Source organism: Pseudomonas fluorescens (assembly GCF_001708445.1).
GTDB lineage: Bacteria > Pseudomonadota > Gammaproteobacteria > Pseudomonadales > Pseudomonadaceae > Aquipseudomonas > Aquipseudomonas gorinensis.
In genome coordinates this window covers 4,594,309-4,605,864 of record NZ_CP015637.1, presented here as the reverse complement: position 1 = coordinate 4,605,864, position 11,556 = coordinate 4,594,309, and the positions used below count along the sequence as shown (strand labels likewise).

Sequence of the window (11,556 nt, the reverse complement as noted above, 5' to 3'; positions counted from 1 at the left end):
CACACAAATCTCTGGAGTGCGCTGAAGACCACTGTGGGAGGGTGCTTGCTCCCGATAGCGGTGGGTCAGCCAACTCATCTGGCACTGCCACACCGCTATCGGGAGCAAGCCCCCTCCCACACTTATTGCTCACACGCCAAAGGGAGTGAGGGGTCAGATCCGCACATTACCGCGCGGCCCGGCGATCGCCCAGATGATCAGGCCCAACACTGGCAGCAACAGGATCAACAGGATCCAGAGCACCTTGGCCCCGGTGCTTGCGCCGCTTTGGAACACATTGATGATCGCCCAGATATCCAGCGCCAGGATGATCAACCCGATCAGACCGTTGAAAGTAGAACCCATGGTGTCGCTCCTAAGTGAGGGCATGCCCTTGTAGGATAGTCAGCCCTGGCGGGGGTTCCGTTTTATTTCAGACGTGAACGGCCACCTTCAACGCTTCCAGGGAAGGCTCGCCCTTGATGCCGACTTCGGCACACAGCGCCAACACGCGCGCCAGGTCGTTGCCGTACACCAGCACCGCCTGGATCTCGTCATCCAGCGGTTGGCTGAAGTTCATCAACACATAGCCGCCGTCTTCCGGGCTCAGGGCGCTCATCTGGATCTGGATGCGGTTGAGGGCGGTCAGCGCTTCGGTCTTGGCCAGTTGCTTGGGCTTGAGGTTGAATGCCACGCCCGGGCCGAACGACGCGACGATCTGGGCAAACAGATCACTGTAAGTATCGGCCTGGAACAGCACGGTGTCCGGCAGGCTGCCGACCACCACCCACTCCCCCAGCGGGATCGGGAAGGTGTCGTCGTAGTTGATGTCCGGATTGGCCGCCAGGAAGGCCGCAGGGTCTGCGTAGGCCTGGGCGGCCTCTTCGGCGATGCGCGCCACCTCGTCGTCGCTCATGAGGCCGGTGCTGATGTTGCTGATGAGTTCGACGAGGGCGGTTTTCATGGGGCGATCCTGTGACGGGCTGGTTTTCGAGGGCGCGTAGCCTACACCAGTTTCTGCAACTGCGCCGCCGTATCCATCGCGCCCATGGTCTGCGCCGCTGCCAGCACCGTCGCACCCTGGGCATCGAACGCCCTGGGGTTCGCGCCCTGGCCCAGCAGGTAGTCCACCATCTCAACGCGGTTGAACATCGCTGCCATCATCAATGCCGTGCGGCCGTCCGAGGATGCTGCGTCAACCGGTGCGCCACCCTCGATCAGGGCCTTGACCACGGGCAGGTTGCCCTTGAACGCCGCGCCAGCGATCGGCAGTTGGTTCTTGTCATTGGCGATCAGCGGGTCAGCCTTGAATTCCAGCAGCACTTTTACCGCCTCGGCGTGGCCATGGTAGGCCGCGAGCATCAGCAAGGTGTCGCCGTTGTGGTTGCGCAGGTTGGCCGGCAAGCCTTTGGCCAGCAGCGCGGCGAGCATGGCCGCGTCGCCTTTGCGGGCCACGTCGAAGACCTGCTCGGCAAATTCGGCGGCTTCGTCTTCGGTCATTCGTTTGGCGTGGTCTGACATGGGGAGGCTCCTGTTCTGGTGCTTTATATGGCGCCCAGTGTCGCGATGGAGTTCCCCACTGTCATGGCTTTTTTGTCAAAAGCCTTCATAGACACAATCAATAGCGAAACTCACCGCCCTGGATCTGCGCCAATAATTGCCCCGTGACCGGCACGTAGCTGTCCGAGCCCGGCAACCACGCGTAGACCGGATCGTTGCCCGCCTTGTCCGGGTCGAAGGCTTCTTCCTTGAGCCGTACCTTCTGGTACTTGAAGGTGCCAGTGGTCTCCATCTTCACCTTGATCCGCAGGAATAACGGCACCGCATAGTGCGGCAATTGACCATGGGCGAATTGCAGCAGTTCGCGCATATCCAAGGCCGCCAGGGATTCACTGGGAGTGATGGCGACCATGCCTGCGCGGCCGTTGGTGTTTTCGATCTCGACACCATAGGCCACGACCTCCGCGATCTGCGGGTGTTGCAGCAGGATGTTCTCGACTTCGGTGGTGGAAACGTTCTCGCCCTTCCAGCGATAGGTATCCCCCAGGCGATCGACAAACTGCGCATGGCCAAAGCCGATGCTGCGTAACAAGTCGCCGGTATTGAAGTAGCGATCGCCCTTTTCGAACACATCGGTCAGCACCACCTTGCGGTTCTTTTCCGGGTCGGTGTAGCCATCGAACGGCGACTTTTCATCGATCCTGGCCAGCAACAGGCCCTGGCCGCCCGTTTGCACCTTGCGCATGAAGCCATCACTGCCCCGCAGCGGTTCGCCGCTCTCCGGGACGTAATCCACCAGCGCCCAATGTTGCAGGCAAAAGCCGATGGTGTTGTCGAAGTTCAGCACGTTGGTAAAGCCGATATTGCCATCGCTGGCGGCATACAGTTCGCAGATATGCTCGACGCCAAAGCGCTGTTTGAATTGTGCCCAAACACCGGGGCGCAGGCCGTTGCCGACCATCTTGGTCACCTGGTTATCACGATCCTGGGTACTGGTGGGCTGGTCAAGCAGGTAGCGGCACAATTCGCCAACATACCCGAGGGTAGTGGCGTTGAATTTGCGCACATCGTCCCAGAACTGGCTGGCGCTGAATTTGCGCCGAATGGCGAATCCCGACGCACCAATGATCGCCGCCCCCCAGCACACGCACAGACCGGTGGCGTGGTACAGCGGCAAGGTGCAATACATGACATCGTCCGGGCCCATGTCCAGGGCGATGCTGCCGAAACTGACGGCGGTCCTGGTCCAGCGACCATGTTTCATGATGCCGGCCTTGGGCAGGCCGGTGGTGCCGGAGGTGTAGATATAGAAGCAGGGGTCGCTGAAGAAGATCCGGGCACTGCTGGCGGGGTTGTCTGGCGAACAGTCGGCACTGGCGGCCATCAGGTCGACATACCCCTCGGGGACCGCGCTGGCATGCTGATCCGCGACGAACCAGGTGCGCTCCGCCGGGATCGACACTTGATCGCGCACCACCGTATAGGCATCCACCAATTCCGCGCCGACCACGATTGCCACCGGGTTGACCAGGTTCAGGCTGTGCACCAACGCCGCCTGGGTTTGTGCGGTATTGAGCATGGCGCAGATGCCGCCAAGCTTGGCCACCGCCAGCACGTTCAGCAGCAACTCGGTACGGTTTTCGATAAACAGCGCGACGACGTCACCCTTGCCGATGCCTTGGGAGGCCAGATGATGAGCGATGCGGTTGGCACGCTGGTTAGCGTCGCGGTAGCTGAGCACGCTGTCGCCGTAGAGCAAGGCGGCGCCATCAGGGTTACGCAGGGTGGCTTGTTCGAAGTGCCAGCCCAGGCCGCAAGGCTGCGCCGGGTCGGTGACATTCGCAGCGCGCATGCCGCGCACCACTCGGGGCAAGGCCCGCACGATGGCTGGCACCTTACGCAGCATCATGCCCCAGGTGATCATGTCGTTTGGCTGATGGCTCATGACGGAACATCCTTTTTCTTATTCTTTATCTGATCCGGAAACACCGGCGCCTTGCGAAGGCAGGAGGCCGAATGCCTTGCAGGAAAATACGCCAGCGATTCTTCAGCTGTACACGCGGGATTTGAAAAGTTTTGTATCCCCTGCCCCTCGTTGGCTGAAAAAGGGAATTTAGTCACGTACTGACAGTCTTTACCCTTGAGCACCCGCCGCGACGGGCCTATCGAATAGCGCAAAATGCAGGATGCATGATGGCCATTCATGCAAATTGCACGAAACCGAAAATTCTGAATATTTTTAACCTGTTGATTTATAAAGACTTTTTATAAATTCACTAGCTGGCACAATCACTGCACCTATCACTCCATGCTTGCCAACTTGAGCCAACGGAGCTGATAGACATGAGCCTGATCCAAGATAAATTCGCCTCAGTATTCTCCAACTACGACGTCACCACCCAGCCACGTCCCGACGGCGGTATCCTGTTGACCCTGCGCAACAGCGAAGGCAAGCAGGTCAAGCGTTCGATCTCTTACCAGCAGTTGCACACTGCCGATCAACTGACGTGGGTGATCAGCGCGATTCGCCGCGACCTGGCCGAACAAGCCAGTGAGCTGCCGCAGATTTCGATGCTGCAAAGCCAGAACCGCTTTGCCTTGCCGACCTACCATTCGGCCTGAGCTATCCAGCAATAAAGAGGGCCGCGACGCCATCAAGCGTCGCGGCCCTTTTTTATGCGTTCAGTACAGGCCTTGCCGAACCGCTTCATTCATTGCCTGCACGCGGTTGGTGACCTGCAACTTGCCATAGATGTTACGCAGGTGAAATTTCACCGTGGCTTCGGAACTGGCTCGAATCTGGCTGATCTCCCAGACAGTCTTGCCCTCCAGGGCCCAGCGCAGGATTTCCTGTTCCGCGGGGGTCAGGGGCTTGCCGGACAAGCTCAGGCGCTTTCTCACCGCTGTGGACACTTCGTCCTGCGTCGGTGACGATCGATCCTGCTCCTGTTGCGCGCTCATTCATCTCTCTCCTTTTATTTGCGGACGCTGTCCTAACCTTCGGATTTCTCCTATTGACAGACAGCATAAACATCGAGGTTTGGAGAGATTTACATAACGAACGGAATTAAAGAGCAAGACCTGCAAAAACAGCCAAGTCTTACACTCCAATAAGGTTCTTCCCACAATACTTTTCCGCATAGGCGGGTTGAACAATCGCGAACCAGCGACTAGTCGTCCAATCCTGGAAACCCAGCGGCAAGCTCACTCCCGATAAATTCAGCGACCGCGTGCCCAGGCTGGTGGGATAACTGCAAGATCACGCAGTGCGGGTGCTCTCCCATATCGAACCAATGCGGCAAGCCGGCCGGGATCACCAGCAGGTCATTTTTCTCACAGCGTACGCCGTACACATAGTCACCGATGTGCAAGCTGAACAGCCCCTGGCCGGCGATAAAGAACCTGGCCTGGTCCGAGCTGTAGCGGCGCTCATCGAGGAGGCCGGCGCGCAGCTCAGTGCGTTGCGGGTGGTCGCCGGTGACGCTGAACACCTCAATGCAGCCGTAACCGAGGGCGTCGATCCGGGGCTGGCACGCGGCAATCATTTCAGCCTCGCTGGCACCTTTTGCCAGTGGGCCTGGTTGCCAGCGCTCAAACCGCACACCGTGCTCGGCCAGGGTCGAGACGATGTCGTCGAAATGGGTCAGGACCTTGTTCGGGGTATCCGGGGTGGTGACGGAGTAAACGGCTACATAACTCATTGGACGGTTCCTTGGTTCTGCTCTTGCAATCGAAAGCCGATGATAAGGGCGGCGGCCAGGGCCGCGACGCTGGCGATGCTGAACGTGAGGGTCGGCCCCAACAGGTTCCAGCTATAGCCGGCATACAAAGCGCCAAGTGCGCCGCCGGTGCCGGCCAAAGCTGCATACAACGCCTGGCCCTGGCCCTGCTGGCGGTCGCCGAAGCTGCGTTGCACAAAGGCAATCGCCGCCGCATGAAAACTGCCGAACGTTGCCGCGTGCATCACTTGCGCCAACAGCAACACCCAGAAAAACTCGGCAAACGAGCCCAGCAGCAACCAACGCAGCGCCGCCAGCAGGAAACTGGCCAGTAACACACGACGCACGGAAAAGCGCGTAAGGATGCGACTCATGGCCAGGAACATCAGCACTTCCGCGACCACCGCCAGGGCCCAGAGCATACCGATCACGCCTCGGCTGTAGCCCAAGTGCTCCAGGTGCAGGGTCAGGAAGGTGTAGTACGGCCCATGGCTCATTTGCATCAGCGCCACACAGGCATAAAACGCAAGGACCCCGGGGCTGCGCAATTGCGTGAGGAAACCCTCGGCAGCCAGGCGATTGCCCTGGGTGGCAGGCTGCGCGTTCGGTACCCACAGGCTGGCGCCGATGATGCCGGCCATGATCACCACGACCACCACCGGGTAAATATCCAGGCTCAGCCAGTCGAACAGGCGACCCATGATCACGACGGTGAGGATAAAGCCGATGGAGCCCCACAGGCGGACCTGGCTGTAGCGCGAGGTTTGTGTGTGCAGGTGGGCCAGGGTGATGACTTCAAACTGCGGCAGCACCGCATGCCAGAAGAATGCGTGCAAGGCCATCACCAGCGCCAGCCAGGCGTAAGTCTTGCTGATGAAAATCAGGCAAAAGCTCGCCAGGGTGCACACCGCGCCAAAACGCACGATGGCCAGGCGCCGACCGGTATAGTCGCCGAGCCAGCCCCACAGGTTGGGCGCCACGCAGCGCATCAGCATGGGGATGGCCACCAGTTCGCCGATGCGCGCGCTGGAGAACCCCAGATGATCGAAGTAAAGCGCCAGGAATGGCGCTGTCGCCCCCAGCAGGGCGAAGTAGAACAGGTAGAAGCTGGAGAGGCGCCAGTACGGGACGGGGGGTGTCATGTTGCCGCAAGGGGCTGCTTCACAGCCCCGCGCGAGCCACATCGCTCGCCACCACAATCCGTCACAGTTGGCCCAGTACCGGGGTACTCACGCGTACATCGGCATTTTGCCCACGGTTGCGCAGCAGGTGGTCCATCAACACGATCGCCATCATCGCTTCGGCAATCGGTGTGGCACGGATGCCGACGCACGGGTCATGGCGGCCCTTGGTGATGACGTCCACCGGATTGCCGTGCACATCGATCGAACGCCCCGGGGTGGTGATGCTCGATGTGGCCTTGAGGGCCAGGTGCGCAATGATCGGCTGCCCGGAGGAAATACCGCCGAGGATGCCGCCCGCGTTATTGCTGAGGAAACCTTGTGGGGTCAGTTCGTCGCGATGTTCGGTACCGCGCTGGGCGACACATGCGAAGCCCGCGCCGATTTCCACGCCTTTCACCGCGTTGATGCTCATCAGCGCGTGGGCCAGTTCGGCGTCCAGGCGGTCGAAGATCGGCTCGCCCAGGCCCGGCTTGACGCCTTCGGCGACCACGGTGATCTTGGCGCCCACGGAGTCCTGGTCGCGGCGCAACTGGTCCATGTAGGCTTCCAGTTCCGGCACTTTGTCCGGGTCGGGGCAGAAGAAGGCGTTGTCTTCCACGCTGTCCCAGGTCTTGAACGGGATTTCGATCGGGCCCAACTGGCTCATATAGCCACGGATGACGATACCCTGGGTGGCCAGGTACTTCTTGGCAATCGCACCGGCCGCCACGCGCATTGCGGTCTCGCGGGCCGAGCTGCGGCCGCCGCCACGGTAGTCGCGTTCGCCGTATTTGTGATGGTAGGTGTAGTCGGCATGAGCCGGGCGGAACAGGTCCTTGATCGCCGAGTAGTCCTTGGACTTCTGGTCGGTGTTGCGGATCAGCAGGCCGATGGCACAGCCAGTGGTGCGGCCTTCGAACACGCCAGAGAGGATTTCGACCTGGTCAGGCTCCTGACGCTGGGTGGTGTGGCGGCTGGTGCCGGGCTTGCGGCGGTCGAGGTCGCGCTGCAGGTCTTCCAGGGACAGCTCGAGGCCGGGCGGGCAGCCGTCGACAATGGCGACCAACGCCGGGCCATGGCTTTCGCCTGCGGTGGTGACAGTGAACAGCTTGCCGAAGGTATTGCCGGACATGCAGGGCGCTCCGTGAAATCAGTTGTAATCACTCAGAGGTGATAACCAAGCGCGCCAGTATACGCGGGCCAACCGACTAGTTCATCCTCGAAACCTTACCGGTAGACGTTGGTCGAACCGGCACCTTCCTGATGATGGCGTGATGATGCTTCGAGTTTTGCTACTGACCCTGACCCTGTTTACTGGCGTGGCCTGTGCCGCGTCCCCCGTGGTGTTGCAACGGCCCATCAGCCTCGACACCGGCAGCGGCGAGCTGTTTGGCTCGCTGCTGCTGCCCCAGTCCGACAAACCGGTGCCGGTGGTGCTGATCATTGCCGGCTCCGGCCCCACCGACCGCAACGGCAACAGCGCCGACGGCGCGCGCAACGACAGCCTCAAGCGCCTGGCCTGGGTACTGGCCCGGCATAACATCGCCAGCGTGCGCTACGACAAGCGCGGCGTTGCCGCCAGCCTGGCCGCCACGCCCGATGAGCGCAACCTGACCCTGGACGCCTACGTGGCCGACGCCGTGGCCTGGGGCAAGCTGCTCAAGGCCGACAAGCGCATGGGCCCGCTGATTGTGCTGGGCCATAGCGAAGGTGCGCTGGTGGCCGCCCTGGCCGCGCCGCAACTCGATCCGGCGGGGGTGGTCTCCTTGTCCGGCAGCGCCCGTCCGGTGGACCAGGTGATACGCCAACAGTTGGCTGACCACCTGCCCCCTGCCCTGCTGCTGCGCAGTAATGAAATCCTTGACCACCTCAAGGCCGGCCAGGTGGACCCCGATGTGCCGGCCCCTCTGGAAGGGATTTTCCGACCCAGCGTTCAGCCCTATCTGATCAGCCTGTTTCGTGCCGACCCCTCGGCAGCTTTTGCCAAGCTACGCATGCCGGCGCTGATCATCCAGGGCACCCACGATATCCAGGTGGGGGTGGGCGATGCGCAGCAATTGAAGAACGCCAAGCCCGACGCCGAATTGACGATAATCGAGGGCATGAACCACGTGATGCGCATCGTGCCCAACGACGTGAAGCAGCAACTGGCCTCCTATAACAACCCTCAATTGCCCCTGGCCGCCGAGCTGGGCACACGCCTGGTGCGCTTTATCGACGGACTTCAACCCCGTTGACCGACTAATTGCCTCCAGTACTGGGAAAAGCGGCCGATAAGCCCAGGGTCGACAGCAAAAAGCCTGTCGACTGGCTGGGCTTGGACAGGATCGCGCCGCATGACTATCACCGAAGCAACACCAGAACCTACCGCTGAAACCGCCACGGAAAAAACCGAGGTCGTCGACGCGGCGCCCCTGCCGTGGGCAGACGTGCAGGCGGAACATTTCAAGATGCTGCGCCTGGCGCCCCTGGCCACTGACCGCGCCACGGGGGTGAGGCCTTTGCGTTTCGTGCAGTTCGGTTACGCCGAACGCAACGACAAACACCACAGCCTGCTGCGCATGGTCATCCAGTTACCGGGCCAACGGGTGCGTCGCGAGCAGAATCACCTGGACATCTGGGTCGATCACGACAAGCACCGCGTGCACTTCGGCCCAGGCAACAGCCTGGAAATCGAACCGGCCAACCGTGGCATCGGCCGATTCCTGGTCGCCCAAGGCGCCGCGTGGGCGAAGAAGAAGTGGGCCCACTACCGCGTTGACGGCGTAGACCTGGCCAACAAGGACGCGCTCAATGAAGCCACGCGCCTGCGTCGCGATCACTTCCTGCGTGTCCAAGGCTTTGACGTGGCCTACGCCGATGTGCAGCATTTGAAAGGCAACGTGCAGCCCGGCAAGGTCGGCGATGTGCTGGACAGCTGGAACACCGAGAAGGTGCAGTTCGTGGAGATCCTCGAAGCCGCGCAAATGCTGCAACAGGCCGAACAGAACCTGGCGGAGCAGGAAGTGAAGCTGCGCAAGGAAGAGGAAAAAGTCACCAAGTTCAAGCGTGAGGACAGCGGGCTACGGTTTACCATCACCTGCCTGGTAGCGTTCACCGTGTTTCAGGCGGGGTTGTTGATCTGGATCGCTACGCACCGGTAAATCGCGAGTGACCGGGTTGCACGGGATACACAGGTGGAAGGTGCGCCAACTATCCGACTATCCGACTGGGCGCCGTGGCGCAGCAAACCGGAACCCTGTGGCGAGCGGGCTTGCCCCGCGTTGGGCTGCGCAGCAGCCCCAGTAAGATCACCGCGTTTTTTCAGACAAAACGCGGTGCGGGATTTGGGGCTGCTGCGCAGCCCAACGCGGGGCAAGCCCGCTCGCCACAGACAAGCCCGCTCGCAACAACAGCCCGCCTTCCACAACAACCCGCTTGCCACGACAGCCGGTTCTTCTTCAGTTAGATCCTGGCGGCGAAGATTGCCTGATGCGCCCGGCACTGTTCAGCCGTCAACATGAACACGCCATGCCCACCGCGCTGGAACTCCAGCCAGGCAAAATCGACTTCCGGGTACAGCGCCTCGACGTGGACCTGGCTGTTGCCCACCTCGACAATCAGCAAGCCCTTCTCGGTCAGGTGATCGGCCGCTTCGGCGAGCATGCGCCGCACCAGGTTCAGGCCATCGTCGCCGCACGCCAGGCCCAGCTCTGGCTCATGCTGGTATTCGTCCGGCATGTCGGCAAAATCCTCGGCATCCACATACGGCGGGTTGGACACGATCAGGTCAAAGCGCTGGCCCGGCAAGCCATCAAAGCCGTCCCCCTGCACGGTGTACACGCGTTCATCGACGCCATGGCGCTCGATATTCTGGTTGGCCACTTCCAGCGCTTCGAAGGACAGGTCGCCCAACACCACTTCGGCGTCCGGGAACTCATAGGCACACGCGATGCCAATGCAACCGGAACCCGTGCACAGGTCGAGAATGCGCGCCGGTGGCTGGGCCAGCCAGGGCTCGAAGCGGTTTTCGATCAGTTCGCCGATCGGTGAGCGTGGGATCAGCACACGCTCATCGACAATGAACGACATGCCGCAAAACCAGGCTTCCTTCAACAGATAGGCGGTGGGTACCCGCTCGTGGATACGGCGATGCAGCAAACGCTGCACATGGGAGATTTCCTCTTCTTCCAGGTTGCAGTCCAGGTAGCTGTCGGCGATTTCCCACGGCAAGTGCAAGGCGCCGAGCACCAATTGCCGGGCTTCGTCCCAGGCATTGTCGGTACCGTGGCCAAAAAACAGGTCTTCCCCATGGAAACGGCTGACAGCCCAACGGATATGGTCGCGCAAGGTGCGCAGGCGAGAAGTGATCACGGGGGCAAGCTCCTGGAAAAAACGACTGGCGATTCTAACAGCCTTCGCCCGTAGCGACGATGTACGTAACGCCCTCGCCGTACGTCGGATTTCATCCAGTTTGCCATCATTGGCTGGAACAAGCCGGCCTCTTGACATGGCTGCACGCCAGCAACGGCGTACCTTATGATCGTAGCGATTCACAGAACCGCTCAGCCAGTGGACAATGTCACAAAAGCCCCACTCACAGGAGCCCCAGAATGTCCGTTCCAAAGACGATGTTTCAACTCAGCGGTCGTGGTTATGCAGCTGCCAATCTCAGCCATGCGACCCTTGTGATCATCGATGCCCAGAAGGAATACCTCAGCGGCCCGCTCGCCCTCACGGGCATGGACGCGGCGGTCGCCAATATCAAGCAATTGGTCGCAGCCGCGCGCAGCGCCGGGCGCCCGATCGTGCATGTGCGCCACCTGGGCACCGTGGGCGGCCTGTTCGACCCGCAGGGCGAGCGTGGCGAATTCATCCCTGGCCTGGAACCGGCCGGCGACGAAACCATCATCGGCAAGCTGCTGCCCAGCGCTTTCCACGGCACCGGCCTGGAAAAACACCTGCAGGACCTGGGTTCGCTGGACCTGATCGTCTGCGGTTTCATGAGCCACTCCAGCGTCAGCACCACCGTGCGCGCCGCCAAGAACCTGGGCTTTCGCTGCACCCTGGTGGAGGACGCCTGCGCCACCCGCGACCTGCCTTACAAGGGCGGCGTCCTCACTGCCGAACACGTGCAGCAAACCGAAATGGCCATCATGGCCGACAACTTTGCCACCCTTGCCTTGACCAAAGACCTGATCTGACAGCCGCGCGAT

13 protein-coding genes are annotated in these 11,556 nt (G+C 61.1%); 4 read left to right on the top strand and 9 right to left on the bottom strand.

Features of this window, described 5'->3' with window-relative positions; all coding sequences use genetic code 11:
- Positions 1-153 precede the first annotated feature (153 nt).
- From A7317_RS20405 to A7317_RS20390, 4 genes are all read right to left on the bottom strand, one after another.
- Positions 154-345, bottom strand: coding sequence for a PLDc N-terminal domain-containing protein (locus A7317_RS20405; protein ID WP_024076620.1), 192 nt, complete (start codon positions 343-345; stop codon positions 154-156).
- Between the two features lie 67 nt (positions 346-412).
- Positions 413-943 (bottom strand): hypothetical protein, encoded by a 531-nt coding sequence (locus A7317_RS20400; protein WP_024076621.1) that lies wholly within the window; start codon positions 941-943, stop codon positions 413-415.
- Positions 944-984: 41 nt separating this feature from the next.
- Entirely contained in the window at positions 985-1,500 is a 516-nt protein-coding gene (locus A7317_RS20395; protein ID WP_069076722.1) for an ankyrin repeat domain-containing protein, read from the bottom strand.
- A 97-nt stretch (positions 1,501-1,597) separates the two neighbouring features.
- A complete protein-coding gene (locus A7317_RS20390) occupies positions 1,598-3,424 on the bottom strand; it encodes a long-chain-acyl-CoA synthetase (protein WP_069076721.1) in 1,827 nt (608 codons plus the stop codon).
- A gap of 398 nt (positions 3,425-3,822) precedes the next feature.
- Here A7317_RS20390 and A7317_RS20385 point away from each other — a divergent pair, with 398 nt between their 5' ends.
- Complete coding sequence (locus A7317_RS20385; RefSeq protein WP_003172952.1) at positions 3,823-4,101, top strand: DUF3509 domain-containing protein; 279 nt, start codon at positions 3,823-3,825, stop codon at positions 4,099-4,101.
- Between the two features lie 60 nt (positions 4,102-4,161).
- Here the strand turns inward: A7317_RS20385 and A7317_RS20380 are convergent, their stop codons facing one another.
- The 4 genes from A7317_RS20380 to aroC form a co-directional block, all read right to left on the bottom strand.
- Positions 4,162-4,440 (bottom strand): response regulator transcription factor, encoded by a 279-nt coding sequence (locus A7317_RS20380; protein ID WP_024076624.1) that lies wholly within the window; start codon positions 4,438-4,440, stop codon positions 4,162-4,164.
- A gap of 209 nt (positions 4,441-4,649) precedes the next feature.
- Positions 4,650-5,180, bottom strand: coding sequence for an acireductone dioxygenase (locus tag A7317_RS20375; RefSeq protein ID WP_069076720.1), 531 nt, complete (start codon positions 5,178-5,180; stop codon positions 4,650-4,652).
- Positions 5,177-6,340, bottom strand: coding sequence for an MFS transporter (locus A7317_RS20370; RefSeq protein ID WP_069076719.1), 1,164 nt, complete (start codon positions 6,338-6,340; stop codon positions 5,177-5,179). Before A7317_RS20370 ends, A7317_RS20375 begins: the two co-directional genes overlap by 4 nt.
- Before the next feature lie 61 nt (positions 6,341-6,401).
- Positions 6,402-7,493 carry a chorismate synthase gene (gene aroC, locus A7317_RS20365; protein WP_024076627.1) on the bottom strand — a complete coding sequence of 364 codons (1,092 nt, stop codon included), beginning with the start codon at positions 7,491-7,493 and terminating at the stop codon, positions 6,402-6,404.
- Positions 7,494-7,635: 142 nt separating this feature from the next.
- Between aroC and A7317_RS20360 the strand changes: the two genes are divergently transcribed.
- Both A7317_RS20360 and A7317_RS20355 read left to right on the top strand, forming a co-directional pair.
- On the top strand, positions 7,636-8,598 hold the full coding sequence (locus tag A7317_RS20360) for an alpha/beta hydrolase (protein WP_024076628.1): 963 nt from the start codon (positions 7,636-7,638) through the stop codon (positions 8,596-8,598).
- 99 nt (positions 8,599-8,697) lie between these two features.
- On the top strand, positions 8,698-9,504 hold the full coding sequence (locus A7317_RS20355; protein WP_024076629.1) for a hypothetical protein: 807 nt from the start codon (positions 8,698-8,700) through the stop codon (positions 9,502-9,504).
- 301 nt (positions 9,505-9,805) lie between these two features.
- On the opposite strand, the gene prmB is transcribed toward A7317_RS20355, so the two are convergent.
- A complete protein-coding gene (gene prmB / locus A7317_RS20350) occupies positions 9,806-10,714 on the bottom strand; it encodes a 50S ribosomal protein L3 N(5)-glutamine methyltransferase (protein WP_024076630.1) in 909 nt (302 codons plus the stop codon).
- Between the two features lie 239 nt (positions 10,715-10,953).
- Between prmB and A7317_RS20345 the strand changes: the two genes are divergently transcribed.
- Entirely contained in the window at positions 10,954-11,544 is a 591-nt protein-coding gene (locus A7317_RS20345; protein ID WP_024076631.1) for a cysteine hydrolase family protein, read from the top strand.
- Positions 11,545-11,556: the final 12 nt, after the last annotated feature.

What these genes read in the sequence shown, in the direction of transcription:
- A7317_RS20405 (WP_024076620.1), bottom strand. Translation starts at nt 345, where the DNA reads ATGGGTTCTACTTTCAACGGTCTGATCGGGTTGATCATCCTGGCGCTG.
- A7317_RS20400 (WP_024076621.1), bottom strand. Translation starts at nt 943, where the DNA reads ATGAAAACCGCCCTCGTCGAACTCATCAGCAACATCAGCACCGGCCTC.
- A7317_RS20395 (WP_069076722.1), bottom strand. Translation starts at nt 1,500, where the DNA reads ATGTCAGACCACGCCAAACGAATGACCGAAGACGAAGCCGCCGAATTT.
- A7317_RS20390 (WP_069076721.1), bottom strand. Translation starts at nt 3,424, where the DNA reads ATGAGCCATCAGCCAAACGACATGATCACCTGGGGCATGATGCTGCGT.
- A7317_RS20385 (WP_003172952.1), top strand. Translation starts at nt 3,823, where the DNA reads ATGAGCCTGATCCAAGATAAATTCGCCTCAGTATTCTCCAACTACGAC.
- A7317_RS20380 (WP_024076624.1), bottom strand. Translation starts at nt 4,440, where the DNA reads ATGAGCGCGCAACAGGAGCAGGATCGATCGTCACCGACGCAGGACGAA.
- A7317_RS20375 (WP_069076720.1), bottom strand. Translation starts at nt 5,180, where the DNA reads ATGAGTTATGTAGCCGTTTACTCCGTCACCACCCCGGATACCCCGAAC.
- A7317_RS20370 (WP_069076719.1), bottom strand. Translation starts at nt 6,340, where the DNA reads ATGACACCCCCCGTCCCGTACTGGCGCCTCTCCAGCTTCTACCTGTTC.
- aroC (WP_024076627.1), bottom strand. Translation starts at nt 7,493, where the DNA reads ATGTCCGGCAATACCTTCGGCAAGCTGTTCACTGTCACCACCGCAGGC.
- A7317_RS20360 (WP_024076628.1), top strand. Translation starts at nt 7,636, where the DNA reads ATGATGCTTCGAGTTTTGCTACTGACCCTGACCCTGTTTACTGGCGTG.
- A7317_RS20355 (WP_024076629.1), top strand. Translation starts at nt 8,698, where the DNA reads ATGACTATCACCGAAGCAACACCAGAACCTACCGCTGAAACCGCCACG.
- A7317_RS20345 (WP_024076631.1), top strand. Translation starts at nt 10,954, where the DNA reads ATGTCCGTTCCAAAGACGATGTTTCAACTCAGCGGTCGTGGTTATGCA.